Raw genomic sequence first — 25,068 nt, 5'->3', positions numbered from 1 at the left:
GTCCGCATACTAATTTGTAAATCGCCATGACGAAATAGTCGGAGCGCAAGGAGCCGCGGCATGAACTATCAGCCCACCCCCGACGACAGGTTCACCTTCGGCCTGTGGACCGTCGGCTGGCAGGGAAGGGACCCGTTCGGCGACGCCACCCGGCGCGCCCTCGATCCGGTCGAGTCGGTGCAGCGTCTGGCGGAGCTCGGCGCCTACGGGGTGACCTTCCATGACGACGACCTGATCCCCTTCGGGTCCTCGGACAGCGAGCGCGAGGAGCACATCAAGCGCTTCCGTGCGGCCCTGGACACGACCGGCATGACCGTGCCGATGGCCACCACCAACCTCTTCACGCACCCCGTCTTCAAGGACGGCGCGTTCACCGCCAACGACCGCGACGTCCGCCGGTACGCGCTGCGCAAGACGATCCGCAACATCGACCTGGCGGTCGAGCTGGGCGCCAAGATCTACGTCGCCTGGGGCGGCCGTGAGGGCGCCGAGTCCGGCGCCGCCAAGGACGTCCGGGACGCGCTCGACCGCATGAAGGAGGCCTTCGACCTCCTCGGCGAGTACGTGACCTCCCAGGGCTACGACCTGAAGTTCGCGATCGAGCCCAAGCCGAACGAGCCGCGCGGCGACATCCTGCTCCCCACGGTCGGTCACGCCCTGGCCTTCATCGAGCGCCTGGAGCGCCCGGAGCTGTACGGCGTCAACCCCGAGGTCGGCCACGAGCAGATGGCCGGGCTGAACTTCCCGCACGGCATCGCCCAGGCCCTCTGGGCGGGCAAGCTCTTCCACATCGACCTCAACGGCCAGTCCGGCATCAAGTACGACCAGGACCTCCGCTTCGGCGCGGGCGACCTGCGCTCCGCCTTCTGGCTGGTCGACCTCCTGGAGAGTGCCGGTTACGCGGGCCCGAAGCACTTCGACTTCAAGCCGCCGCGCACCGAGGACTTCGACGGTGTGTGGGCGTCGGCCGCGGGCTGCATGCGCAACTACCTCATCCTCAAGGAGCGGGCGGCCGCCTTCCGCGCGGACGCGGAGGTCCAGGAGGCCCTGCGCGCCGCACGGCTGGACCAGCTGGCCCAGCCCACGGCCGCCGACGGTCTGCAGGCCCTGCTCGCTGACCGTACGGCCTTCGAGGAGTTCGACGCCGAGGCCGCCGCCGCTCGCGGCATGGCCTTCGAGCAGCTCGACCAGCTGGCGATGGACCACCTGCTGGGTGCGCGCGGCTGATCACGCGCGCGTGGGGCCCCTTCCGCCGAGGCGGAAGGGGTTTCCCCCGGCTCGGTCGGGTTCTGTCTCGGCCGACCCGTTCGTCTCCCTCGGCCGATCCCTGCGCGGAATTCTCCGGAATCATGCGATCCGTGGCATGAGTCCGTATCAACTTCCGTGCAGGGGTCGCGCCTTGGCCGTTTCGAGGCGACTCTGGACGGTATGGGCATGCCGCCGCCACCGTCCCAGCCGCCCCGGCCCCCGGACGGCACACCGCCGTCGAACGGCGGAGGGTCCGGGCCGCCACCTCGGGGCTACGACCCGCCGCCGGGCGAGCCGACCGGGGAATACACGCCACCGCCCGGAGGCTTCGGTCCTCCTTCGTGGGGTGGTGGTCTGCCTCCGACGGGGCAGGGTGGTGGCCGGCAGCCCCCGAGTCAGGGCGGGGGCGGTCGGCCACCCGATCCGCCCCGTGGCCCCTCTCCCGGTGGGCGTCGCACCTTCGTGCTCATCGTCCTGGCCGTGATCGTCGTCCTGGGCGCCGTCGTCGCTGCCGTGCTGATGGCCACCGGGGGTGCGGGATCGCCGGACGAGAAGCCGCCGGGTGAGACCGGCGGCGGTACGAGCCCATCGCCCACCCCGTCGCTGAGCCTCCCGTCCCGGCTGCCCAGCGACCTTCCGACGCTGCCCTCGGGTTTCCCGAGCGATCTGCCCAGCGAGTTCCCGAGCGGGTTGCCCAGCGACCTCGACTCGCTGTTCCCGGCCCCGGCCGGCGACGCCGAGTGACGCAGGTCGCCGAACCGCAGGCTGGACGAGGAGGCCCCGGGCGCGCGTGGACCGCAGTGCGGCTCACGCGCGCGTACGGCATCCGGCCTCGCTCGCCCAGGACGGCCTCAGGCGTCGGTCTCGGCGCTGACCGAAGCCAGAGCCGTCGCCGGATCATGGGCTGCCGGGCCCGCCGGTGCCCAGCGGCCCCGCTCCTTGCGGTAGGGCCACCAGCGGCCGTCCCGCCCGAGGCGCAACTGGGCCGATCCGCCGACGACGGTCCACCGGTTGTGCGCGGACCGCAGCGACGGCCGCTCGTCCTCGTCCCACGCCGCCTCCAGAGCGGCACGCGCGCGTGCGAGCGATTCCGCCTCTACGTGCCATTCCGCGTCGAGTACGGCGAGACCGGCCACCCCGCCGTACCGCCAGGCGCGGACGGCGAGCGCCAACCCTTCCGGGCCGCGCCCGGAACCCTGGGCGAGCCGTGCACCGATGCTCGGCCCGGGTCCACCGGCCGCAAGTCGAACCGCGTCCTGTCGGAGCGTCAACTCGACGTCCAGGGGCTGCTGCTCGTGTCCGGGGCGAAGAGCCTCGGCCAGCATCCGATGCGCCTCCCGGGCCGTCCGCGCCGCAAGGAACTCGAGCGCGGTCGGATCCAGCCCGGGTGCGGGCGGGGCCTCGGTGTCCAGGGAGGGCGGCAGGCCGGGCTCCACCGGCAGCCGGGGCGGCTCGGGGAGCGGCGGAAGGACCTCTCCCGCCGCGAACGCCTCGGCGGCGTCCAAGCCGTTGCGGCGACTGTCCTGGAGGCCTTCCGGCGCCTCCTGGCCGACCGCCGCGGAGGCGACGCTGCGCACCTGCAGTTCGTCCAGGAGCGCGGGCTCGGCGCGCCCCCGCATCAGCAGCAGGACGAACGGGTCCTGGTCCAGCAGCCTGGCCACCTGATAGCAGAGGGCCGCCGTGTGCCCGCAGTGGTCCCAGGCGCCACAGTCGCACTCCGCTTCAAGATCACCGAGCCCGGGCAGCAGTTCGACTCCGGCTGTGGCGGCGTCCTCGACCAGATGCGGTGGCATCTCGCGGTCGAGCAGGGCGGCGATGTGCCCGGCCCGTTCGGCCGCCATGTCCAGGAAGCGGTCCCAGTGGTCGGCGGACAGTTCTTGGAGCAGGACGTCGGCGCGGTGGGCGGAGCCGTCGCGATCCTGGACGACGGCGGTGACGCGCCCGGGGCGCACCGACACCGCGCCCACGGCTCCCGCCCGCGCGAGCCTTCGCCCCGCGTTCACCTGCTCCCCGTCCAGCGCCGCGTCCTCGAGCGCCTTCAGCCAGGCCAGGCCCCACCACGTCTGCGCGAAACCCCGCCCACGCACAGGAGCCTGCGGCGCGAACGTGCGCTCTCCGTCATGGCCCATGCGTTCCGTCATCCCGCGCCCCCTCGAAGCTCCACCAGGTCGGCCAGTTCGGCGTCGGACAACTCGGTGAGCGCCGTGTCGCCGGCACCGAGCACCGCGTCGGCCAGCTCTCGCTTGCGCACCAGCATGTCCGCGATGCGGTCCTCGATCGTCCCCTCCGTGATCAGCCGGTGCACCTGCACCGGCCGCGTCTGGCCGATGCGGTAAGCCCGGTCCGTGGCCTGCGCCTCGACGGCCGGGTTCCACCAGCGGTCGTAGTGCACGACATGCTCGGCGCGGGTCAGGTTCAGACCCGTGCCGGCGGCCTTCAACGACAGCAGGAAGACGGGCACCTCCCCTTCCTGGAAGCGCTCGACCATGGCCTCGCGCTCGGGGATCGGTGTCCCGCCGTGCAGGAAGCGCGTGGGCACACCGCGCGCCGCCAGATGACGCTCCAGGAGCCGTGCCATCCGGACGTACTGCGTGAACACCAGAACGCTCGCCCCCTCGGAGAGGATGGTGTCCAGCAGTTCGTCCAGCAGCTCCGACTTCCCCGATCTGCCCGGGATCCGGGGCCGCTCCTCCTTGAGGAACTGGGCGGGGTGGTTACAGATCTGCTTGAGGCCGGTCAGCAGTTTCACGATCAGTCCGCGCCGCTCCATGCCGTCGGCAGCGGCGATCTCCGCCATGGTCTCGCGGACCAACGCCTCGTACAGCCCCGCCTGTTCCCTGGTGAGCGACACGGCGTGGTCGGTCTCGGTCTTCGGCGGGAGCTCCGGCGCGATGCCCGGGTCCGACTTGCGGCGGCGCAGCAGGAACGGCCGTACGAGACGGGAGAGGCGCTCGGCCGCGGCGGGGTCCCGGCTGCCCTCGACGGCCTGCGCGTACCGGGTGCGGAAGGTGCCGAGCCTGCCGAGGAGGCCTGGCGTGGTCCAGTCGAGGATCGCCCACAGCTCGGAGAGGTTGTTCTCCACCGGAGTGCCGGTGAGCGCCACGCGCGCGCGTGCGCCGATCGTGCGCAGTTCCTTCGCCGTGGCCGAGTAGGAGTTCTTCACGTGCTGAGCCTCGTCCGCGACGACCATGCCCCAGGGCGCGTCGGCGAGCCGTGGCGCGTCGAGCCGCATCGTGCCGTACGTGGTCAGGACGAACTCCCCGTCGGCGAGCCCGTCCAGGTCGCGCCGGGACCCGTGGAAGCGGCGCACCGGCACACCCGGCGCGAACTTCTCGATCTCCCGCTGCCAATTGCCCATCAACGAGGCCGGACAGACCACGAGGGTGGGGCCCGCCGACGAGGCGTCCGCCTGGCGGTGCAGATGCAGCGCGATCAGGGTGATCGTCTTGCCGAGGCCCATGTCGTCGGCGAGACAGCCGCCGAGCCCCAGGGCGGTCATCCGGGCCAGCCAGTCGAGGCCCCGCAGTTGGTAGTCCCGCAGCGTCGCGGCGAGTCCGGACGGCTGCCCGACCGGCTCCTGCCGCTCTGGGTCCGACAGCCGCTCCCGCAGTGTCGCCAGCCACCCCGTGGGACGCACCTCGACCGTCCGGCCGTCGACCTCCGTCGAGCCCGTCAGAGCGGCGCTGAGCGCGTCGACGGGGGAGACCTTGCGGTCCTGCTGCGCACGGGCGAGGCGGATCTCCTCCGGGTCCACCAGGACCCACTGGTCGCGCAGCCGCACCATGGGGCGGTTCGCCTCGGCGAGCTGGTCCAGCTCCTGCCGGGTGAGCCGCTGGTCGCCGAGCGCGAACCACCAGTCGAAGGTCAGCAGCGCGTCGGAGGACAGGAACGACGGGGTGTCCGACGAGGCTTTGTCGGTGCTCTGCTGGTCGTCCTGTGGGCCGATGACCGCGCGGGCGGTCAGCTTGCGTGTCAGTTCCTTGGGCCAGTGCACGTCGACACCGGCCGCCGCCAGCAACCGGGCGCCCTCCCCGAGCAGTTCGGTGACCTCCTCGTCGGCGAGTTCCACGGCATCCGGCACGGCTGCGGAGAGCAGCGGAGTGAGCGGGGCCCAGGCGCGGGCCGCCCGGCGAAGCGCCAGCAGGGCGTCCATCCGCGCGCGCGGGCCGAAGATCTCGGCTCCGGCCCACACGGCGGAGGCGTCCGCGACGAGCGCGGGGTCGCTCACACTGTGCACCTGCGGGACGACACGGAACGGCAGCTTCGTCCCGGCCGCCTCGTCGGCCCGGACCGAGGCGAGCCCAAGGATCTCGACGCGCAGCGAGACGCGGACCCCCGCGTCGTGCCCGGCGGCGACATCGGCGGCCCAGGCCCGCTGCGCGGGCACGTACTGCGGCTCCCGCGCGGCGAAGGCGGGGTCGCCCGTCGCGACGCCCGCGGCGGGGGTGCGGGGCAGCGAGTCCATGACGGCGTCGAGGAAATCGCGCAACAGCCGCTCCGGATCGGGCAGCCACAGCGACTCGCGCTGGTCCAGTGGTGCCGCGTGTGCCTCCGGTGGCATCGCGGCGGCCAGCTCCCTGACCCGGTCCACGTCCTCCGCCCGCAGCGGACCCGCCCGCCAGGCGTCGTGACCGCCGCCGGTCACGCCGGGCAACAGCAGTCCCCGTGCGGCGAATTGGAGTGCCAGTACGGCGGCCGCGCCCCAGAAGGCCGCCGACCGGTGGGCGCCCGTGGCGGTACGCGCGCGTGTGAGCACCGGAAGCGCGGCGCGTACCGGAAGCGACACGGCCGGCACTGTCACCCGTTCGACGCCGTCGTCACCAGGTCGGACGACTGTCAGCTCCCCGGGGGAGCCGTGCGCGACCAGGGGCGGTGCCGGGCCGTCCACGCGCCAGAAGGCGACGTGGCCGGCCCGGGCAGGGTCCGCGGCCACGAAGACGGCGTGGCAGCGGGTCAGCTCGGAGACTTCGAAGGGGGTTGCCACGGGGTTCGACGGCACAGGGATGCTGAACTCCTCAAATTTGACTACCGTAGGCAGAATCGCCGAGGATACTGCACCTAAAACCTCCGATGGGTGCACTGTGGAGTGACGTGGGTCACTTTTCCCAGTCGGTGGTGGGGGCATCTCAGGGTTGTACGGGGGTTCGACTCAGGGACGTGTCAGGGTCGTGGTCCGGAACTGCGGGGAGCCCGATCCCGTTTTCAGGACAGAGAGCGGCAGTGGCCGCGAAGGAGGCGACGGAGATGTCGAAGAGCACGAAGATCGCCGCGGGGGGTGCGGCAATCGGGATCGTCCTACTGATCCTGTTGCCCTTCCCCTTCTGGGCCAATCTCCTGATAGTCCTGGGGATTCCCACGGCCGCGTACCTCGCACTGGACCCCTCACAGCGGCGCAGGCTGCGCCGGGCCGGCCGAAAGGAGATCGGCCGCTGAGGTGCCACCGGCCCGCGCGTGCGGGCCGGTGGGCGTGCGGGCTCAGTTCGGGCGTACGGCGATCTTGTCGAGGGACTCCAGGAGGCCCGGCAGTTCCGGGCCCCGGCCTACCGGCAGCACCTCGCCGGGTTCCTCGTCGAGAAGGACGAACGCGATGTCGTCGGTCCTGGCCACCATCGACCAGCCGGGACCGTCGGCACGGAGGGTCCTGGCGTCACCGGGTGCGAACGAGGAGCGGACGCGCCCGAGGGGTGGCGGGGACTCCACGTACGCGCGTGCCTCCGCGAGAACCCGGCGGATGCCCGTGCGAGGGGCGCCCTCGCCCTTCCCGGCGTCGGACGCCGCCCCGGCTTCCGACGCGTCACCGGTCGCCGTCCGGCTCGAACCGTCCTGCCCGGTGAACGCGGCGTCGTCGATCTGCTCCCGCCACATCGCCCACTGCAGCGCGATCTCGTCGGCGCCCAGGCGTCGCTGGGCGGGACCCCAGGTGCCGGTGTCCGGCGGGCTCAGTGGGGGCAGGTCCGAGACCTCCGGGTCGGGGTCGTGCGGCGCGGGCACCCCCGGGGCCGCCACGGCGACCGCGAGGGGCCAGCCGGGCAGCGCGGCCACGACCGAATCCTCGTCGGGCGACAGGTCGTACTCCATACCGCAGTCCCACGAGGCGATGGCCACGGCGACCAACGACACGTCGTCGACCGCCACCGTCCACCGGGCCCCGTCACCGTCCTGTCCCAGGACGATCCCGTACCCGTCGGCGAGCGGTGCGAGGCCGAGGGCCGCGCAGGCCTCCGGGTAGTCGTCGCCCAGCACGCTGGGGAAGTTCGCGGGCGTGAGCAGTACCGCCGTCAGCACATACAGCGCGTCGTCGTCCCCGGCGGTGACGGCGTCGTCGTCCGTCCCGGCCATGCCGGCCTCCCATCGCTCTCGCTCGTCCGTCGGCGCACCCTAATGCGCCCGGCGGGCCCTTGTCACGAGCGTGAACCCCGTGCGGAGCTGCGGATATCCCGGGCGAGCTGCAGGTATCCGGGTGGACAGGGGCGAATCGACCGGCAACCCTCACTCGTTCAGGCTGCGGGCAGCCCCAGAAGTGACCGCGCGACCGTCTCCGGAGACTCGTCCCGCTCCCGTGCGAGTGCGATGACCGCTCGACACGCCAGCTCACTGACTCCGAACGACAGGGCCTCGGGCGACACCCAGGTCACGGCCTCGTCGATCTGATCCTGGTCGTCCTCGGCGCACGCCGAGATGTAGACGGCGGCGGCCTCGAACAGATTGTGGGTGCGCTTCGCCTCCCGCGTGGTGGTCTCCGCGCGCAACGAGTCGAGGAATCTGTCGAAGGACTTGCGAACATTGCCGAACATATGGGCTACCTACCCCCCCGCGTCGGTATCACAGCTCGTTCTACTCAACGTAGAGACGGAGGCGCGGCCACAGAAGGGGGAGGGTGAGGTGAAGCCACCGCGAACGGCGCATTCAGGACGTTGTGCGGGGCGGCCCTCCCGGGCGGCGCCGCTCAGCCGACGCGCGTGGCGAGCGCCAGGAAACGCATGTCCTCGTCGACGTAGGACGACATGTGCCAGCCCGCACCGGCCAGCAGCGGACCGAGGTTCCCCTCGGCGCGCAGGTCCTCCGCGGTGATCTGCCGCCCCTGGCGCGCCGCGAGCGCCGCCCGGCCGATGGGGTGGAAGAGCGCCAGCGTGCCGCCCGGCCGGACCACCCTCGCCAACTCCCGCAGATTCGCCGTGGGGTCCGGGAGGTGTGCGACGAGTCCTGCGGCGAACACCGCGTCGAGTGATTCCGTGCGCAACGGCAGCCGGGCGACGTCGGCGAGCAGCAGCTGCCCGTCGCGGTCGCGTCCGGCCCGTACGGCGGCCTCCAGCATGGCGGGCGTCAGATCGGCCCCGAGTACCACTCCGGAAGGTCCCACGGCGGCGCGCAACGGCTCCAGGGCCCGTCCTGTGCCGCACCCCGCGTCGAGTACCCGGTCGCCCGCGCGCAGGCCGAGTTCGGCGACCGCGGCGGCGTAGGCGGGCCCGTCGTCGGGGAACCGGGTGTCCCAGTGGGCGGCCCGTGCCGTGAAGAACTCCTGGACGTGTGTGTGGTCGTCGCTCATGCTCCGCATGATCCCTCACTCGAACGGTAGGAGAGGTGACGCGCATGTTCGGGCGGCAGGCGATCGTTCCAGTGCATATATGCGCCACATTCCAGCACCTTTCGAAATGCGCCCCCTCCGTGCTCCCGTGCCCCCACTAGCGTCCCGGAGCCATGGGACACCTGGACCACGCCACCTTCGGCTGGCTGACCCCCGCGCTGTCGTACGTCATGGCCTCCATCGGCGCCGCGCTCGGACTGCGCTGCACGGTCCGCGCGCTCGGCGCCACCGGCAGGTCCCGCCGCAACTGGCTCGTCACCGCGGCGTCGGCGATCGGCACCGGCATCTGGACCATGCACTTCGTGGCGATGCTCGGCTTCGGCGTCAGCGGCACCGAGATCCGCTACAACGTGCCACTGACCATCCTGAGCCTTCTCATCGCCATGATCGTGGTCTGCGCCGGGGTCTTCGCCGTCGGCTACGGCCGGGACCGCGCCCGAGCGCTCCTCCTGGGCGGGCTCACCACCGGCCTGGGCGTCGCGAGCATGCACTACCTGGGCATGGCGGCCGTGCGGCTGCACGGCGACGTGACCTACGATCCGGCGCTCGTCGCGCTCTCCGTCGTGATCGCCGTGGTCGCGGCGACCGCCGCCCTCTGGGCGGCACTCAACATCAAGTCGCCCGTCGCGGTCACGGTCGCGTCCCTGGTCATGGGCGGAGCGGTGAGCAGCATGCACTACACCGCGATGTGGGCGGTGCGTGTGGAGGTCACTCCGTCCGGGGCGGTCCTGCCCGGGGCCACGGCGATGCAGTTCATCTTCCCCCTCGCCGTCGGCCTCGGGTCCTACCTCTTCCTCACCTCCGCGTTCGTCGCGCTGTCACCGACGGCCGGGGAGCGCGAGGCATCCGCGTCGGCCCAGCGGCCGGTCGAGAACGCCGCCGCGCCCTAGCCGCCGCCGACCGGCCGCGCGCGGCGGCCTTCGCGGCCCGCCCCCGAACCACTCCGATCGAGGAGGCCATGCGTACACCCCGCAGGACCCCGACAGCCGGCGCCGAGGCGCCGCCGCCCCAGCCATCGATACGCGGCCGCCGCGCCCACGCCGGACCTCCGGCCGACGAGCATCTCGGCCCCGACGAGACCGGAGCCCCCACGACCCGCCCGCTCACGCGCGCGGGACTCCGGCACCTACGGCCCCGCACCGTCCGGGCCAAGATCGTCTGCCTGTTGATGGTGCCCGTCGTCTCCCTGCTCGCCCTGTGGGCGTACGCCACCGTCACCACCGCCCAGGACGTCGCCCGCTTCCGGCAGGTGCAGCGCGTCGACGCCTCCGTACGCGGCCCCGTCGCCGACGCCGTCGCGGCGCTCCAGGCCGAGCGCGTGGCCGCCGTCCGGTTCGCCACCAAGCCCTCCACGGAGCACGAGAGCACGCTGCGGAGGCTGTCGCAGCGCAGCGCCCGGGCGATCGACGCACTGCGCCTGGGTGACCGGCACACCATCGCCGACGGCACCGACCTGCCCACAGGGGTGTCCGAACGCCTCGCCGGGTTCGTCACCGGAGCCGAACAACTGCGTGCGCTGCGGACATCGGTGCTCGACCGCCGCAGCGGCTGGGCCGACACGTACGAGCGGTACACCACGACCATCTCCACGGCCTTCGGCGTGGGCGGCGCGCTCACCGGCATCCAGGACGCGGATCTCGGCTCCGACGCGCGCGTGCTGCTCGAGTTCTCCCGCGCGGGTGAGGCCCTGGCCCAGGAGGACGCGCTTCTGGCCGGCGCCCGCCTCGCCGGGACACTCGACCGAGAGCGGTTGCGCCTGTTCACGGGCGCCGTCGACACCCGCCGCACCCTGACCGAAGCCGCCGGTGTCGATCTGCGCGGCCCCGAGCGCGCCGCCTGGCGGGAACTCGCCGGAGGAAGTGCCTACGCGGACCTGCGCGCCGTCGAGGACGAGGTGCTCGCGAGCCACCCCGGAGCGCAGGCGCTCCACGCCGCCCCCGAAGCGGCCTGGAAGTCCGTCCACGCGCGCGTGCGGGACGACATGCGCGGCATCGAGGCCGACGCCGGACACGAAGTCGCCGACCGGGCCGACCCGTTCACCCGCGCGCTGCTCTCCCCGGCGGGGGCCGCGGTGCTCCTCGGCCTCGCGGCCGTTGCCGCCTCCCTGGTCATCTCCGTACGCATCGGACGCGGCCTGGTCGTCGAGCTGGTGAGCCTGCGCAACGATGCTCTGGAGATCGCCCGCCGCAAACTGCCCCACGCCATGCGCAGACTGCGTGCCGGGGAGGAAATCGATGTCGATGCCGAGGCCCCGCCCGGCCCACCCGCGGAGGACGAGACCGGTCAGGTCGCCGAGGCCCTCGGCACCGTGCACCGAGCGGCCCTCCGCGCGGCGGTCGAGCGCGCCGAGCTGGCCGGCGGCATCTCCGGGGTCTTCGTCAACCTCGCCCGCCGCAGCCAGATCCTCGTGCACCGCCAACTGAACCTGCTCGACAGCATGGAACGCCGCTCCGACGATCCCGACGAACTCAGCGACCTCTTCCGCCTCGACCACCTCACCACCCGTATGCGACGCCACGCGGAGAGCCTGATCATCCTCTCCGGAGCCGCTCCGGGACGTGCCTGGCGTATGCCCGTCTCACTGACGAACGTGGTGCGCGCCGCCGTCTCCGAGATCGAGGACTACGCGCGCGTGGAGGTACGGCAACTTCCCGAGGCGAAGGTCGGCGGTGCCGCGGTCGCCGACCTCACCCACCTCCTGGCGGAACTCGTGGAGAACGCCGCCCAGTTCTCGCCGCCCCACACGCGCGTGCGGATCACCGGGGAACCGGTCGGCAACGGCTACGCCGTGGAGGTCGAGGACCGGGGGCTCGGCATGGGCAAGGAGACCCTGGCCGAGGCCAATCGCCGGATCGAACAGTCCGAGGCCCTCGACCTGTTCGACAGCGACCGGCTCGGTCTGTTCGTGGTGAGCCGTCTCTCCGCCCGCCACGGCATCAAGGTCCACCTGCGGACCTCGCCCTACGGCGGCACCACCGCGGTGGTCCTCCTCCCCACCACCCTGCTGCACAGCGGCATGCCGGAACGTTCCCCCCGAGCCACCGCCGAAGCACGGCCGCAGCCCGCGGAACGCGAGTACGCGCGCGTGGCCGCCGCCCCGCACCAGGAACCCGTCGAACAGTCCGCGGACCGGCGCGCCCTCATGGCCCCCGTCGACTCCGCGAGGCAGACCAGGGCGGACGGCACGCCCGAGCCGCCGCCGGGCGTCACCACCCTGCGGCCGCACCGCCCTCCGCCGGAACCGGAACGCACCGACGAACTGCCGCGCCGCGTACGCCAGGCGCACCTCGCACCCCAACTGCGCGAACAGCCCACCGGGCAGTCGGCGCAGGCGGCGACACCCCGGGCGGACGACGAGCGCACTCCGGAACTCGTACGGGACCGCATGGCGGCCTACCGCGACGGCTGGGCACGAGGCGGCGGCAGGGCACCCGGCCGAGGCGTCACCCACGGCCCCGCCACGGGCAGCGACAGCAGTGAAGGAGACCCTGCATGATCCAGGACCCGAGCACCCGGGCCACCGAGCGGTCCGGTGAACTCGACTGGCTGCTGGACGACTTGGTTCTGCGCGTACACGAGGTACGGCACGCTGTCGTGCTGTCCAACGACGGACTCGCGGTCGGAGCCTCCAGCGACCTCAGGCGCGAGGACGCCGAGCATCTCGCCGCCGTTGCCTCCGGCTTCCACAGCCTCGCCAAGGGCACGGGCCGCCACTTCGGCGCGGGCGGCGTACGCCAGACGATGGTGGAGATGGACGACGGCTTCCTCTTCGTGGCCGCCGCCGGAGACGGCTCCTGCCTCGCCGTTCTCACCTCCGTCACAGCCGATATCGGGCTGGTGGCGTACGAGATGGCACGGCTGGTGAAACGCGTCGGAGAGCACTTCCGCACACCGACCCGCGCCGGCGCGCGCCCGCCCACGAGCGGATGAACCAGGGACAGGGCGTGCTCATGACCGAAGGCAGCAACACCGAAGCCTCGCACGAGCCGCCGGACAGCCGGTGGTACGACAACGAGGCCGGGCCGCTCGTCCGTCCCTACGCCATGACGGGCGGCCGCACGAGGCCCGGCCCGAACGGTGCCCACTTCGACCTGATCGCGCTGGTCTCGCTCGACACCGGTGCACCCGGCGTCGACGACGACACCTCGCTCGGGCCGGAACACCGCTCTCTCCTCGAACTATGCCGTACCGAGACCCAGTCGGTCGCCGAACTCTCCGCGGGTGCCGACCTGCCCGTCGGCGTGGTGCGGGTGCTCCTCGGCGACCTCCTGGAGCTCGGTCATGTCGCCGTCAGCCGCCCCGTACCGCCCGCGCAGCTGCCGGACGAGCGGATCCTGCGCGAGGTGATCGAGGGACTGAGGGCCCTGTAGATGAACAAGCACATGGGTTCATCCCGTACCGACTTGTGCATCCAACCCGGCACCGAACGCGCACAAGCGGTCGGTGACATGAAATAGCGGTCCAACGCCACACCGAAGAGTGGCAGTTGCCATGATGCTGACTCCTCACAGCCGAATCCATGTCGACCACGGCCGACACTCCCGAGAGAAGTGATCGATGGTCTCCGAGCACTCCGATGAGACAGACGGCGACACGGGCGCCCTGGCACTGAAGATCCTTGTCGCAGGCGGATTCGGCGTGGGCAAGACCACCCTGGTCGGCGCGGTCAGCGAGATCAGGCCGCTGCGCACCGAGGAACTCCTGAGCGAGGTGGGCCAGTCGGTCGACGACACCGACGGGGTGGACCAGAAGGTCACCACCACCGTCGCCATGGACTTCGGTCGCATCACCATCAGGTCCGGGCTCTCGCTGTACCTGTTCGGCACACCGGGGCAGGACCGGTTCTGGTTCCTGTGGGACGAACTGGCGCAGGGGGCGTTAGGCGCCGTCGTCCTCGCGGACACGAGGCGACTCCAGGACTGCTTCCCGGCAGTCGACTACTTCGAGCACCGGCACATCCCGTTCGTGGTCGCCGTCAACTGCTTCGCGGGAGCCCGCTCCTACGGCGCCCCGGACGTCTCCCGCGCCCTCGACCTGGATCAGGGCACCCCCGTGGTCCTCTGCGACGCCCGTGACCGCGACTCGGGGAAGGAAGTGCTGATCCGGCTCGTCGAGTACGCCGGACGGATGCACACCGCCCGGCTGCTCGACTCCGTGGGCTGAACCGGCGTCGACACGGCCGCTCCTGGCCGGTTTCCGTCCCTTGACACTGTTGTTTCGGGCGGGGAAGCGCGTTGTCGCCGTTCGCGAAGAAGGCCCGCCCATCCTTGTCGGTCATCTTCCTTGCCATGTCCCCATCCTGCTTGCTCCGACGGCAGCAGTGGGGAAGGCTGAATCGTCGGATCCTCCTTGGCAGGGGGAACGACGAAACGGGGAGTACGAACAATGGTGCAGAACGCGGGACTCGGTTGGCTGCTGGACGATCTGACCGAGCGCGTGGAACCCATACGGCACGCGTTGGTGCTGTCCACCGACGGACTCGTCACCGCGGCGAGTACCGGCCTGCGGCGCGAGGACTCCGAACACCTCGCCGCGGTCTCCTCGGGTCTGCACAGCCTCGCCAAGGGCTCGGGCCGCCACTTCGGAGCCGGTGACGTACGGCAGACGATGATCGAGTTCGACGACGCGGTGCTCTTCGTCACCGCTGCCGGACCGGGCAGCTGCCTGTGCGTCCTCAGCGCCGCGGAGGCGGACATCGGTCAGATCGCCTACGAGATGACGCTGCTGGTGAACCGTGTCGGCGAACACCTCCGCGTGGATGCCCGTAAGCCTGAACACTCGGCCGCGATGGACCGCTGACCTGGTCTTTCGTCGTTGTGGGCAGAGTTATCCACAGGGCCGCCACGACATGCGGCGAACGGGCTACGGTTTTTCCCGAGGCGAGCGCGAGACCAGCGCGAGCACCACAACGCACGGGGGAGAACCGCCATGTCCGGCGACACCATCACGCAGCCCATCACGCGCACCACGACCACCGAGCCCGGCACGCCCACCACGTCGAGCGGCGCCCCGGCAGCGGCCGGGGCGACCGGCCGCACCCTCACTCCGGGCCGTGCCGCCCGCGAACTGGGCCTGAAACGGAGCGAACTCGACCTCGCCGTACAACTGGGTTGCCTACGAACGGTCGTCGACGACGCGGGCGGAGGCCGTCGGGTCACCCGAGCGGAGATCGACCGGGTCCGTAAGGAGGAGGGCTTCCCGGAAGCTCTGCGGGAACGGGTCGAGGCCGTGGGCTCCCACGCGGCCGCCGAGATCCTGGGCGTGCCGACCTCTCGGTTCATGCGTCTGGCACGGCTGGGCCTGGTCACGCCGGTCAAGTGGCATCTCAACCGCTACCGCGCGGTGGTCTGGCTCTATCTGGCGGTCGAACTGAGTCAGTTCGTCGCCGACGGGAAGAACACCCAGTGGCTGACGGGCCGTATCCCGGAGGAACTGAGGCGTCAGCTCGACGCGGGGCTGGACCTGCGCGCACGGAACTGGCGAGGACGGCATCTCGGATTCCTGCTGCGGCAGGCCGACAACCCCTGGCGGCGCGCCGCCGCCCCAGCCTCCCTGCTCGATCCGATCCAGGTCGCGAGGACCGTCCAGGACCCCTACGAACGCGCCCACTTGACCCGCCACCTGCCCGAGCGGGCCGACCACGGCACCCCCGACTCGCCGGCCGCACGGATCACCACACGGATCATGACGGCGGACGACCCGGATGAGATCGAATGGCTACGGACGGACCTCCAGCAGTCCCTCATCGAGGCCCGCGCCCACCGACTCGCGCCGAGGCCACGCCGGAAAGCGCCGGCGTCGACCGCCGCCGCCCGACACGAGACACCCGTCGTGGCTGCGCGATCTGCGCACTCACCCCAGGGCGGGCGGCGTCCCGGGAAACCGCGGCCGACAGCGGGCACGGCTCCCGAGAGGCGACGCGGCCTGTTGGGATGGCTCCGGAGCGGAAAGCACTGACCCGCCGGTCAGGCGCCGAGCTTGCGGAACAGCCCTTCCTGCACGACGGACACGAGCAGACGTCCCTCGAGGTCGTAGATGCGGCCACGAGCCAGCCCGCGGCCGCCCACCGCGATCGGGGACTCCTGGTCGTACAGGAACCACTCGTCCGTGCGGAACGGCCGGTGGAACCACATGGCGTGGTCCAGCGACGCCATGTCGAAGCCACGGGGCCCCCAGAGGGGCTCGACCGGGATACGGACGGCGTCCAGAAGGGTCATGTCGCTGGCGTACGTCAGCGCACAGGTGTGCACCAGAGGGTCGTCGCCCAGAGGGCCCACGGCCCGCATCCACACCGCGCTGCGCGGCTCGGCGTTCTCGACCTCCTCGGCGGTCCAGCGCAGCCGGTCGACATACCGAATGTCGAAGGGCTGACGCCGGGCCATGCGCTCCAACTGCTCGGGGAGCGTGCCCAGATGCTCGGTGATCTCCTGCGTCACCGTCGGCAGCGACTCGGGGTCCGGCACCTTCCGGGCGGGCGGCAGCTGGTGCTCGAAGCTCCCCTCTTCAGGCTTGTGAAAGGAGGCGGTCAGATTGAAGATCGTGCGGCCCTGCTGCACGGCGGTGACCCGGCGCGTGGTGAACGACCGCCCGTCGCGGACTCGCTCGACCTGGTACACGATCGGCACGCCCGGACGGCCCGGGCGCAGGAAGTACGCGTGCAGCGAATGCACCGGCCGGTCGCCCTCCGTCGTCCGCCCGGCGGCGACCAGCGCCTGGCCGGCGACCTGGCCGCCGAAGACCCGCTGCAGGGACTCCTGCGGGCTGCGCCCACGGAAGATGTTGACCTCGATCTGCTCCAGGTCGAGCAGGTCGACGAGCCGCTCGGCGGGGTTGGTGGTCATGTACTGGCCTCTCCTGTGCTCACAGCTGACCGACGTCGGTGACCTTGACGACGGCGCGTCCCTCGGTGTCGGAGGCGGCGAGGTCGACCTCCGCGCTGATGCCCCAGTCATGATCGCCGTTCGGGTCGGCGAAGGTCTGGCGGACGCGCCACAGCCCGTTCTGCGGCTCCTCCTCGATCATCAGCAACCGCGGGCCACGGGCGTCGGGACCGGTGCCGAGCTCCTCGTACTCGTCCCAGTACTTGTCCATGGCCTCGCCCCACCGCTCGGCGTCCCAGCCGGACTCGGCGTCCAACTCGCCCAGCTCACCCACCTGGTCGAGGGCGGCCAGCTCGACACGGCGGAACATGGCGTTGCGGACGAGGACACGGAAGGCACGCGCGTTGGAGGTCACCGGCTTGACCTGGTCGGCCCTCTCCTGGGCCTCCTCGGCGGTCATCACCTCGGGGTTGGCCAGTTGCTCCCACTCGTCGAGGAGACTGGAGTCGACCTGACGCACCATCTCGCCGAGCCAGGCGATCAAGTCCTCCAGATCGTCCGACTTCAGGTCGTCGGGGACCGTGTGGTCGAGGGCCTTGTAGGCGCCGGCGAGGTAGCGCAGCACGATGCCCTCGGTGCGGGCCAGCTCGTAGTAGGAGGTCAACTCCGTGAAGGACATGGCTCGTTCGTACATGTCCCGGATCACGGACTTCGGCGAGAGGGGATGGTCGCCGACCCAGGGGTGGCTCTTGCGGTACGTGTTGTACGCGTGGAAGAGCAGCTCCTCCAGCGGCTTGGGGTAGCTGACATCCTGGAGCCGCTCCATGCGCTCCTCGTACTCGACCCCGTCCGCCTTCATCGCGGCCACGGCCTCACCGCGTGCCTTGTTCTGCTGGGCGGCGAGGATCTGCCGCGGGTCGTCCAGCGTCGACTCGACGACCGACACCATGTCGAGGGCGTACGACGGGGACTCCGGGTCCAGCAGTTCGAACGAGGCCAGCGCGAAGGTGGACAGTGGCTGGTTGAGCGCGAAGTCCTGCTGGAGATCGACCGTCAGCCGGACGATGCGGCCCTCGGCGTCCGGCTGGTCGAGCTTCTCGACGATGCCGCCGTCGAGGAGCGAACGGTAGATCGCGATCGCCCGACGGATGTGCCGCAGCTGCTGCTTGCGCGGCTCGTGGTTGTCCTCCAGCAGATGGCGCATCGCCTCGAAGGCGTTGCCCGGCCGGGCGATCACCGACAGCAGCATCGTGTGGGTGACGCGGAAGCGGGAGGTGAGCGGCTCCGGGTCGGAGGCGATGAGCTTCTCGAAGGTGTTGTCGGTCCAGCCGACGAACCCCTCGGGTGCCTTCTTGCGGACCACCTTGCGGCGCTTCTTCGGGTCGTCGCCGGCCTTGGCGAGCGCCTTCTCGTTCTCGATGACGTGCTCGGGCGCCTGGGCCACCACGTAGCCCGCGGTGTCGAAGCCGGCCCGCCCGGCACGCCCCGCGATCTGGTGGAACTCACGGGCCCGCAGCGTCCGCACCCGGTTCCCGTCGTACTTGGTGAGGGCGGTGAACAACACGGTGCGAATGGGGACGTTGACGCCGACGCCGAGCGTGTCCGTGCCGCAGATGACCTTCAGCAGACCGGCCTGTGCCAGCTTTTCCACCAGACGCCGGTACTTGGGCAGCATGCCGGCGTGGTGCACACCGATGCCGTGCCGCACGTAACGGGAGAGGTTGCGGCCGAACTTGGTGGTGAAGCGGAAGTTGCCGATCAGTTCGGCGATCCGGTCCTTCTCCTCCCGCGTGCACATGTTGATGCTCATCAGCGCCTGTGCCCGCTCCACGGCCTGCGCCTGCGTGAAGTGCACGATGTACACGGGAGCCTGTTTGGTGGCGAGCAGCTCCGTGAGCGTCTCCGTCATCGGGGTCAGCACGTATTCGTAGGAGAGCGGCACCGGGCGGGTCGCCGAGCGGACCACCGAGGTGGGCCGGCCGGTGCGCCGGGTGAGGTCCTTCTCGAACATCGAGACGTCGCCGAGCGTCGCCGACATCAGGATGAACTGTGCCTGCGGGAGCTCCAGGATCGGGATCTGCCAGGCCCAGCCGCGGTCGGCCTCCGCGTAGAAGTGGAACTCGTCCATCACGACCTGGCCGACGTCGGCGTGCTTGCCGTCGCGCAGCGCGATGGACGCCAGTACCTCGGCGGTGCAGCAGATGACGGGGGCGTCGGCGTTCACGGAGGCGTCGCCGGTGAGCATGCCGACGTTCTCGGTGCCGAAGATCTTGCACAGCTCGAAGAACTTCTCCGAGACGAGCGCCTTGATCGGGGCCGTGTAGAAGGTGACCTCGTCCCGGGCGAGGGCCGCGAAGTGCGCGCCCGCCGCGATCATGCTCTTGCCGGAGCCGGTGGGCGTCGACACGATCACGTTCGCGCCGGAGACCACCTCGATGAGCGCCTCCTCCTGATGCGGGTAGAGGGTGAGACCGCGTTCCTGGGCCCACGACTCGAAGGCTTCGTAGAGGGCGTCGGGGTCGGCGGTCCGCGGCAGCTGATCGATGAGGGTCACGCCCCCATCTTGCCTGCCCGCGCACCTGATGGGGGAATCGGATGCCGGACCGAAGATCGCGAACGCTACGCTGTGGCGCCGACGCGGCGTCAGCGCACCTGGACAATTGGACAGCGGCACAAGGCGCCTGGACAGCGGCACGAACGGAATGGGACGGGGCACGGCCATGATGGGACCAGCACACTCACTGTCGGGAGCCGCGGCCTGGCTCGGCGTAGGGGCGGTAGCGGCCGCCACCGGGCACACCATGCCCTGGCCGGTTCTCCTGGTCGGTGCGCTGATCTGCGCGGGTGCCGCGCTCGCCCCGGACCTGGACCACAAGGCGGCCACGATCTCGCGCTCCTTCGGTCCGCTGTCGCGCTGGGTGTGCGAGATCGTGGACAAGCTCTCGTACGCCGTCTACAAGGCGACGAAGAAGCAGGGCGACCCGCGCCGCTCGGGCGGGCATCGCACCCTCACGCACACCTGGCTGTGGGCGGCTCTGCTCGGTGCCGGCGCCTCCGGCATCGCCATCACGGGCGGCCGCTGGGCCGTGCTGGCCATCCTCTTCGTCCACTTGGTGCTGGCCATCGAGGGTCTGCTGTGGCGGGCGGCCCGGGGCTCGAGCAGCGATGTGCTGGTGTGGCTGCTGGCCGCGACGAGTGCCTGGATCCTCGCGGGTGTCCTGGACAAGCCGGGCAACGGGGCGGACTGGCTGTTCACGCAGCCGGGCCAGGAGTACCTGTGGCTCGGGCTGCCGATCGTGCTCGGCGCGCTGGTGCACGACATCGGGGACGCGCTGACCGTATCGGGATGCCCGGTCCTGTGGCCGATACCGATCGGGCGCAAGCGCTGGTACCCGCTGGGCCCGCCGAAGGCCATGCGGTTCAGGGCCGGCAGCTGGGTGGAGCTGCGGGTGCTGATGCCCGTGTTCATGGTGCTCGGGGGAGTGGGCGCGGCGGCAGCGCTGAACGTCATCTGACGCGCCGCGGCCACCACCGACGTGGCGGTCGTTCGGTCCCGGACGGCTCCTTCGAGGGTGGGTCAGCCCGGCTGGGATTCCTCGTCCACGATGTGCATCGCCGCTTCCTCGGCGGAGGCGGCCGCCCCGTCGATGCCCACGTCGGTGGCGATCAGCCCGCTCTCCTCGTCCTCGTGCGAGCCCTCGTCGGGGGCGACGAGACGGCCGGAGCGGAGGTCTCCCACCTCGTTGTCCAAGGGCTCGCCGTCGGTGTCCCGGGAGTCGCCGATGCCGTCCCCGTCGGGGTAGGCGATGTCAGGGAGCTCCTCGGCGAGGCGCTGCTCCAGGGTTTCGCCGCGCAGTCGCTCCGCCGCCGTCACACCGGTGTGCTCCACAGCCCATGGCCGTTCCGGTGGGGACCAGCCCCGGTCGAGGGGGTCGGTCACACCGTCGGCGACCAGGGTGTCCTCGGCGTCCAGCAGCCCCGCGTCGTCCTGGATCTCGGATCCGTCTGGCTGGTAGACGTCGTCTCCCCATCCGCCGGCTCTGTCCACGGGTGCCTCCAGTGGTGGGACGGGCCCGGTGCCACCGCTCGGCGACGGTGGGCGCGCGGGCCGCTGGGCTGCGGCCCGAACCCCGCGAACCGGGCGGTTCACGGGCGTCCCCCGAATCAGTGCCCACCACCAGCCTTCCACTCGCGTTCGGCACCGCGCAACGGCAGGGGGCCGGAGACCGCCGGACCACCTGGCCGTCGCCCACCCGGACGCGGCCCTTCCGGGGCGCGTCCGATCCGGGTACGGCGGCAGGGCACGGCCCGGGCGGCCCCGCAACCGCCGGTGGCCCGGGTTCGGGCCGCGGTCTCCCCGCCGAGGGGCACCGAACCCGCGACGGCTGCGGCGCCGAGCGAGTCGACCGGGCACGGGACCGTGACGGCTGCGGGCAGGTTCACCGGGCACGGGACGGTGGCCCCGCGTCCGCCGGTCACACCCGTGACGGCCCCGCCCCCGAGCCGGTCAGCCGTGCCACGACCTCCACAGGGCGGCGTAGGCGCCGTCGGCCTCGACCAGTTGGTCGTGGCTGCCCAGTTCGCTGATGCGGCCGTTCTCGACGACGGCGATGACGTCGGCGTCATGGGCGGTGTGCAGCCGGTGGGCGATGGCGACGACGGTGCGGCCGTCGAGGACGCGGGCGAGGGAGCGTTCCAGATGGCGGGCCGCGCGCGGGTCGAGGAGCGAGGTGGCCTCGTCCAGGACCAGCGTGTGCGGGTCGGCGAGGACCAGTCGGGCCAGCGCGATCTGCTGGGCCTGTGCCGGAGTGAGCGAGAAGCCCCCGGAGCCGACCTCCGTGTCCAGTCCCTCGTCCAGGGCACGTGCCCAGGTGTCGGCGTCCACCGAGCCCAGTGCCGCCCACAGCTCGGCGTCCTGCGCAGCCGTGCGGGCGAGGAGCAGGTTGTCGCGCAGAGAGCCCACGAACACATGGTGCTCCTGGTTGACCAGCGCCACGTGCGAGCGGACGTCCTCGGCGGGCATCCGGGAGAGCTCGGCGCCACCCAGGGTGATGCTGCCGTCGCGGGGCGCGTAGATCCCGGCGAGGAGCCTGCCCAGGGTCGATTTGCCCGCGCCGGAGGGGCCGACGAGGGCGAGTCGGGTGCCGGGCGCGACCTCCAGGGACACCTTGCGCAGGACGTCGACGCCGTCGCGGTACCCGAAGCGCACCTGGTCGGCGTGGACATGACGCCCCTCGGGGGCGACGGCCGGGTCGCCCGCCTCCGGCTCGATGTCCCGGACACCGACCAGGCGGGCCAGAGACACCTCGGCGACCTGCAGTTCGTCGTACCAGCGGAGGATCAGGTTGATCGGGTCGACGAGCATCTGGGCGATGAGCGCGCCCGTGGTCAGTTGCCCGAGCCCGATCCAGCCCTGCAGGACGAACACCCCGCCGATGATCAGGACAGAGCCGAGGATCGTGGTGTGCGTGAGGTTGATGACGGGGAAGAGCACCGATCGCAGCCACAGGGTGTACCGCTCCCAGGCGGTCCACTCGCGGACACGCTGGTTGGACAGGTCGATGCGACGGGTGCCGAGGCGGTGGGCCTCGACGGTGCGGCCGGCGTCCACCGTCTCCGCGAGGACGGCGGCGACGGCGGCGTACCCGGCGGACTCCGAGCGGTAGGCGGAAGGGGCGCGCTTGAAGTACCAGCGGCAGCCGACGATCAGCAGCGGCAGGGCCAGCAGTACGGCGAGGGCCAGTGGGGGTGCGGTCACGGCGAGTCCGCCGAGGAGCAGCGCCACCCACACCACGCCGATCGCCAGCTGGGGCACGGCCTCGCGCATGGCGTTGGCGAGCCGGTCGATGTCCGTGGTGATGCGGGAGAGCAGGTCACCCGTGCCGGCGCGTTCCAGGACTCCCGGCGGCAGTCCGACCGACCGGACGAGGAAGTCCTCGCGGAGGTCGGCCAGCATCCGCTCGCCCAGCATGGCGCCGCGCAGTCGCACCTCGCGTACGAAGACGGCCTGGATGACGAGGGCGACGACGAACACCGTCGCCGTGAGTTCCAGATGGAGCTCACGCGCATCGTCGGCGACCCGTTCGACGAGTGCGCCGAGCAGGTAGGGGCCCGCCATCGAGGCGACGACGGCGACCGTGTTGACGGTGATGAGCAGGACGAAGGCCCGGCGGTGCCGACGGAACAGTTCGGCCACGTAGGCGCGTACGGTCGCGGGGGCACCGACGGGCAGGGTGTTCGCCGTCGTCGGGGCGGCCGGGTCGTAGGCCGGTGGCGCCACGCCGATCATGCGGTCTCCTCGATCTCTTCCAGTTCGTCCAGCACATCGCTGAGGGCGGTCTTGCGGTCTTGCGGTCGGCTCGTGAGGGCAGCCTTCCTGGCGGGCCCGGCGGCCGGGGTGGCCTTCTCGTCGGGCCCGTCGGCCAGGTCGGCATCCTCGTCGGTCTCGCGGGTGACGACGGCCCGGTACCGGGGTTCCTTGTGCACCAGGTCGCGGTGGACGCCGACCGCCACGACCTCGCCGCCGTGTACGAGGACGACGCGTTCGGCGAGGTCGAGGAGGAGGGGCGAGGAGGTGAAGACGACCGTCGTGCTGCCGGCCCGGAGCGATCGGATGCCGTCGGCGACCCGGGCCTCGGTGTGCGAGTCGACGGCGGAGGTCGGCTCGTCCAGGACCAGTACGCCCGGGTCCGTGATCAGGGAGCGGGCCAGTGCGAGCCGCTGGCGCTGCCCGCCGGACAGGGATCGGCCGCGCTCGGTGATCCGCGCGTCCATCGGGTCCTCGGCCTCCAGCGACCCCTGGACCAGGGCTTCCAGCACATCACCGCACTGGGCGGCGGCCAGCGCCTCCTCGGCGGTGACCTGGCCCGAGGCGGGGACGTCGAGGAGTTCGCGCAGCGTGCCGGAGAGCAGCACGGGGTCCTTGTCCTGGACGAGGACGGCCGTGCGGGCGGAGTCGATGGGGAGCTCGTCGAGCGGTACGCCGCCGAGGAGGACGGAGGTGCCCTCCTCGGGGGCGTGGCCCCCCAGCCGTTCCGCCAGCTGTCCGGCCGCGTCCGGGTCGCCGCACACCACCGCGGTGAGACACCCGGCGGGCGCCAGTAGCCCGGTCGCCGGGTCGTACAGGTCTCCGACGGGCACGGACGCCTCTCGGGACCCCTCGGTGTCCGTGGCCCGCTCCAGCGACAGCACCCCGGCGGCCCGCTTGGCGGACGGACGGGAGAAGGAGTACGCCATCGCGATCTCCTCGAAGTGCCTGAGCGGATACGTCAGCAGCATGACCGCGCTGTACACGGTGACCAGTTCGCCGACCGTGATGCGGCCCTCGCGGGCGAGACCCACACCGTGCCAGACGACCGCGATCATCAGCAGCCCCGGCAGCAGCACCTGGATGCCGGAGATCAGGGCCCACATACGGGCGCTGCGGACGGCGGCGTGACGGACCTCCTGGGAGGCCCGGCGGTAGCGGTCCAGGAAGAGGTCCTCGCCGCCGATGCCGCGCAGGACGCGCAGACCCGCGACGGTGTCGGAGGCCAACTCGGTGGCACGGCCCGCCTTCTCGCGCTGGAAGTCGGCACGCCGGGTCGCGCGGGGCAGCAACGGCAGGACGGCCAGGGCGAGGACAGGGACACCGACGGCGACGACGATGCCGAGCGCGGGCTGGTAGACGACCAGGCTGACACAGACCAGCACCACGGTGAGGGCGGCGGCGGTGAAGCGGGAGACGGCCTCGACGAACCAGCCGATCTTCTCGACGTCGCCCGTGGAGACCGCGACGACCTCACCTGCCGCGACCCGGCGCGTCAGCGCCGAGCCGAGCTGTGCCGTCTTGCGGGCCAGGAGCTGCTGGACGCGCGCGGCAGCCGTGATCCAGTTGGTGATCGCCGACCGGTGCAGGAAGGTGTCGCCCAGCGCGATGGTGAACCCGCACAGCACCAGCAGCACGCCCGCGAGGGCGAGCCGGGAGCCGGAGCGGTCCACCACGGCCTGGATGGCGAAACCGACGCAGAACGGCAGTCCGGCCACGGAGGTGAAGTGCAACAACCCCCAGGCCAGCGCCTTGAACTGCCCGCCGAGCTGATTCCGGCCGAGCCACCACAGGAATCGGGGACCCGAGCGCGCGTCCGGCACACCCGGGTCTTGATACGGAAGGTCTTGAATCTGCATGACGTCCCAGAGGCTCGTGTCAGGGTGGGGGAGAGTGGGGAGAAAAGGGGTGGCGTGGTCCAGCGACCGGCCGTGAAAGGTTCGCGTCGCAGCGTGGTCGGAAGCAAACGGTTTTCCGGCGCCGGGCAAAGTTTCGGCCTGGACTGTCCGGGTGGGGCCCGACGAGCGGGACGGCGGGCGCATGGGTCCGGTGCGCGGTGCGACGATGGACCGCATGCGAAGAGGCGGTACGAGGCGGGGACGAACCGG

The 25,068-nt window shown here is 71.5% G+C and carries 21 protein-coding genes; 11 read left to right on the top strand and 10 right to left on the bottom strand.

The window, feature by feature from the left end; translation table 11 throughout:
* Nucleotides 1-60: 60 nt before the first annotated feature.
* Complete coding sequence (gene xylA, locus OG202_RS06620) at nucleotides 61-1,227, top strand: xylose isomerase (RefSeq protein ID WP_328222486.1); 1,167 nt, start codon at nucleotides 61-63, stop codon at nucleotides 1,225-1,227.
* Between the two features lie 483 nt (nucleotides 1,228-1,710).
* Nucleotides 1,711-1,992: a hypothetical protein gene (locus tag OG202_RS06615; RefSeq protein ID WP_328222484.1), complete on the top strand. Its 282-nt coding sequence runs from the start codon at nucleotides 1,711-1,713 to the stop codon at nucleotides 1,990-1,992.
* 107 nt (nucleotides 1,993-2,099) lie between these two features.
* On the opposite strand, the gene OG202_RS06610 is transcribed toward OG202_RS06615, so the two are convergent.
* Both OG202_RS06610 and OG202_RS06605 read right to left on the bottom strand, forming a co-directional pair.
* Nucleotides 2,100-3,389, bottom strand: a complete 1,290-nt coding sequence (locus OG202_RS06610) for an SWIM zinc finger family protein (RefSeq protein ID WP_326584685.1) — start codon at nucleotides 3,387-3,389, stop codon at nucleotides 2,100-2,102.
* Nucleotides 3,386-6,247 carry a DEAD/DEAH box helicase gene (locus OG202_RS06605; protein ID WP_328222483.1) on the bottom strand — a complete coding sequence of 954 codons (2,862 nt, stop codon included), beginning with the start codon at nucleotides 6,245-6,247 and terminating at the stop codon, nucleotides 3,386-3,388. Before OG202_RS06605 ends, OG202_RS06610 begins: the two co-directional genes overlap by 4 nt.
* A 221-nt stretch (nucleotides 6,248-6,468) precedes the next feature.
* Here OG202_RS06605 and OG202_RS06600 point away from each other — a divergent pair, with 221 nt between their 5' ends.
* Complete coding sequence (locus tag OG202_RS06600; RefSeq protein WP_326584687.1) at nucleotides 6,469-6,681, top strand: hypothetical protein; 213 nt, start codon at nucleotides 6,469-6,471, stop codon at nucleotides 6,679-6,681.
* A 42-nt stretch (nucleotides 6,682-6,723) separates the two neighbouring features.
* On the opposite strand, the gene OG202_RS06595 is transcribed toward OG202_RS06600, so the two are convergent.
* The 3 genes from OG202_RS06595 to OG202_RS06585 form a co-directional block, all read right to left on the bottom strand.
* The gene (locus tag OG202_RS06595; protein WP_326584688.1) at nucleotides 6,724-7,587 is read right to left on the bottom strand and encodes a hypothetical protein; all 864 of its coding nucleotides are present in this window, start codon (nucleotides 7,585-7,587) and stop codon (nucleotides 6,724-6,726) included.
* A 158-nt stretch (nucleotides 7,588-7,745) separates the two neighbouring features.
* Nucleotides 7,746-8,042 carry a hypothetical protein gene (locus OG202_RS06590; protein ID WP_326584689.1) on the bottom strand — a complete coding sequence of 99 codons (297 nt, stop codon included), beginning with the start codon at nucleotides 8,040-8,042 and terminating at the stop codon, nucleotides 7,746-7,748.
* Nucleotides 8,043-8,194: 152 nt separating this feature from the next.
* On the bottom strand, nucleotides 8,195-8,803 hold the full coding sequence (locus tag OG202_RS06585) for a class I SAM-dependent methyltransferase (protein WP_326584690.1): 609 nt from the start codon (nucleotides 8,801-8,803) through the stop codon (nucleotides 8,195-8,197).
* Between the two features lie 143 nt (nucleotides 8,804-8,946).
* Here OG202_RS06585 and OG202_RS06580 point away from each other — a divergent pair, with 143 nt between their 5' ends.
* From OG202_RS06580 to OG202_RS06550, 7 genes are all read left to right on the top strand, one after another.
* Nucleotides 8,947-9,723, top strand: coding sequence for an MHYT domain-containing protein (locus tag OG202_RS06580; RefSeq protein WP_328222482.1), 777 nt, complete (start codon nucleotides 8,947-8,949; stop codon nucleotides 9,721-9,723).
* Between the two features lie 68 nt (nucleotides 9,724-9,791).
* Complete coding sequence (locus OG202_RS06575) at nucleotides 9,792-12,329, top strand: sensor histidine kinase (protein WP_328222481.1); 2,538 nt, start codon at nucleotides 9,792-9,794, stop codon at nucleotides 12,327-12,329.
* The gene (locus tag OG202_RS06570; RefSeq protein ID WP_326584693.1) at nucleotides 12,326-12,763 is read left to right on the top strand and encodes a roadblock/LC7 domain-containing protein; all 438 of its coding nucleotides are present in this window, start codon (nucleotides 12,326-12,328) and stop codon (nucleotides 12,761-12,763) included. Before OG202_RS06575 ends, OG202_RS06570 begins: the two co-directional genes overlap by 4 nt.
* 20 nt (nucleotides 12,764-12,783) lie before the next feature.
* Nucleotides 12,784-13,203: a DUF742 domain-containing protein gene (locus OG202_RS06565; RefSeq protein ID WP_326584694.1), complete on the top strand. Its 420-nt coding sequence runs from the start codon at nucleotides 12,784-12,786 to the stop codon at nucleotides 13,201-13,203.
* Between the two features lie 187 nt (nucleotides 13,204-13,390).
* Complete coding sequence (locus tag OG202_RS06560; RefSeq protein ID WP_326584695.1) at nucleotides 13,391-13,996, top strand: GTP-binding protein; 606 nt, start codon at nucleotides 13,391-13,393, stop codon at nucleotides 13,994-13,996.
* Between the two features lie 222 nt (nucleotides 13,997-14,218).
* Entirely contained in the window at nucleotides 14,219-14,632 is a 414-nt protein-coding gene (locus OG202_RS06555; protein WP_326584696.1) for a roadblock/LC7 domain-containing protein, read from the top strand.
* Nucleotides 14,633-14,761: 129 nt separating this feature from the next.
* Nucleotides 14,762-15,790 carry a DUF6397 family protein gene (locus OG202_RS06550; RefSeq protein ID WP_326584697.1) on the top strand — a complete coding sequence of 343 codons (1,029 nt, stop codon included), beginning with the start codon at nucleotides 14,762-14,764 and terminating at the stop codon, nucleotides 15,788-15,790.
* A gap of 8 nt (nucleotides 15,791-15,798) precedes the next feature.
* Here OG202_RS06550 and OG202_RS06545 read toward each other — a convergent pair whose 3' ends face one another.
* Both OG202_RS06545 and OG202_RS06540 read right to left on the bottom strand, forming a co-directional pair.
* Nucleotides 15,799-16,674: an acyl-CoA thioesterase gene (locus OG202_RS06545; RefSeq protein WP_326584698.1), complete on the bottom strand. Its 876-nt coding sequence runs from the start codon at nucleotides 16,672-16,674 to the stop codon at nucleotides 15,799-15,801.
* Nucleotides 16,675-16,693: 19 nt separating this feature from the next.
* Nucleotides 16,694-19,207 (bottom strand): DEAD/DEAH box helicase, encoded by a 2,514-nt coding sequence (locus tag OG202_RS06540; RefSeq protein WP_326584699.1) that lies wholly within the window; start codon nucleotides 19,205-19,207, stop codon nucleotides 16,694-16,696.
* 166 nt (nucleotides 19,208-19,373) lie between these two features.
* Between OG202_RS06540 and OG202_RS06535 the strand changes: the two genes are divergently transcribed.
* Nucleotides 19,374-20,168 (top strand): metal-dependent hydrolase, encoded by a 795-nt coding sequence (locus OG202_RS06535; RefSeq protein WP_326584700.1) that lies wholly within the window; start codon nucleotides 19,374-19,376, stop codon nucleotides 20,166-20,168.
* Between the two features lie 62 nt (nucleotides 20,169-20,230).
* Here OG202_RS06535 and OG202_RS06530 read toward each other — a convergent pair whose 3' ends face one another.
* The 3 genes from OG202_RS06530 to OG202_RS06520 all read right to left on the bottom strand — a co-directional run bounded on the left by OG202_RS06530 (nucleotide 20,231) and on the right by OG202_RS06520 (nucleotide 24,819).
* Complete coding sequence (locus OG202_RS06530; protein ID WP_326584701.1) at nucleotides 20,231-20,701, bottom strand: DUF5709 domain-containing protein; 471 nt, start codon at nucleotides 20,699-20,701, stop codon at nucleotides 20,231-20,233.
* Between the two features lie 459 nt (nucleotides 20,702-21,160).
* Nucleotides 21,161-22,942 (bottom strand): ABC transporter ATP-binding protein, encoded by a 1,782-nt coding sequence (locus OG202_RS06525; RefSeq protein WP_328222480.1) that lies wholly within the window; start codon nucleotides 22,940-22,942, stop codon nucleotides 21,161-21,163.
* Nucleotides 22,939-24,819: an ABC transporter ATP-binding protein gene (locus OG202_RS06520; RefSeq protein ID WP_326584703.1), complete on the bottom strand. Its 1,881-nt coding sequence runs from the start codon at nucleotides 24,817-24,819 to the stop codon at nucleotides 22,939-22,941. The genes OG202_RS06525 and OG202_RS06520 overlap by 4 nt, the downstream gene beginning before the upstream one ends.
* Nucleotides 24,820-25,068: the final 249 nt, after the last annotated feature.

It is taken from the genome of Streptomyces sp. NBC_00310, assembly GCF_036208085.1.
Lineage (GTDB): Bacteria > Actinomycetota > Actinomycetes > Streptomycetales > Streptomycetaceae > Streptomyces.
The sequence above is the reverse complement of the archived record's forward strand: the minus strand, read 5'-3'. Positions and strand labels throughout refer to the sequence as shown.

Excerpts from the sequence above, each read along its gene's own strand:
- OG202_RS06550 (WP_326584697.1), top strand. The coding sequence starts at position 14,762 with ATGTCCGGCGACACCATCACGCAGCCCATCACGCGCACCACGACCACC.
- OG202_RS06555 (WP_326584696.1), top strand. The coding sequence starts at position 14,219 with ATGGTGCAGAACGCGGGACTCGGTTGGCTGCTGGACGATCTGACCGAG.
- OG202_RS06520 (WP_326584703.1), bottom strand. The coding sequence starts at position 24,819 with ATGCAGATTCAAGACCTTCCGTATCAAGACCCGGGTGTGCCGGACGCG.
- OG202_RS06610 (WP_326584685.1), bottom strand. The coding sequence starts at position 3,389 with ATGACGGAACGCATGGGCCATGACGGAGAGCGCACGTTCGCGCCGCAG.
- OG202_RS06545 (WP_326584698.1), bottom strand. The coding sequence starts at position 16,674 with ATGACCACCAACCCCGCCGAGCGGCTCGTCGACCTGCTCGACCTGGAG.
- OG202_RS06575 (WP_328222481.1), top strand. The coding sequence starts at position 9,792 with ATGCGTACACCCCGCAGGACCCCGACAGCCGGCGCCGAGGCGCCGCCG.
- OG202_RS06595 (WP_326584688.1), bottom strand. The coding sequence starts at position 7,587 with ATGGCCGGGACGGACGACGACGCCGTCACCGCCGGGGACGACGACGCG.
- OG202_RS06570 (WP_326584693.1), top strand. The coding sequence starts at position 12,326 with ATGATCCAGGACCCGAGCACCCGGGCCACCGAGCGGTCCGGTGAACTC.
- xylA (WP_328222486.1), top strand. The coding sequence starts at position 61 with ATGAACTATCAGCCCACCCCCGACGACAGGTTCACCTTCGGCCTGTGG.
- OG202_RS06535 (WP_326584700.1), top strand. The coding sequence starts at position 19,374 with ATGATGGGACCAGCACACTCACTGTCGGGAGCCGCGGCCTGGCTCGGC.
- OG202_RS06585 (WP_326584690.1), bottom strand. The coding sequence starts at position 8,803 with ATGCGGAGCATGAGCGACGACCACACACACGTCCAGGAGTTCTTCACG.
- OG202_RS06565 (WP_326584694.1), top strand. The coding sequence starts at position 12,784 with ATGACCGAAGGCAGCAACACCGAAGCCTCGCACGAGCCGCCGGACAGC.
- OG202_RS06580 (WP_328222482.1), top strand. The coding sequence starts at position 8,947 with ATGGGACACCTGGACCACGCCACCTTCGGCTGGCTGACCCCCGCGCTG.
- OG202_RS06525 (WP_328222480.1), bottom strand. The coding sequence starts at position 22,942 with ATGATCGGCGTGGCGCCACCGGCCTACGACCCGGCCGCCCCGACGACG.
- OG202_RS06560 (WP_326584695.1), top strand. The coding sequence starts at position 13,391 with ATGGTCTCCGAGCACTCCGATGAGACAGACGGCGACACGGGCGCCCTG.
- OG202_RS06590 (WP_326584689.1), bottom strand. The coding sequence starts at position 8,042 with ATGTTCGGCAATGTTCGCAAGTCCTTCGACAGATTCCTCGACTCGTTG.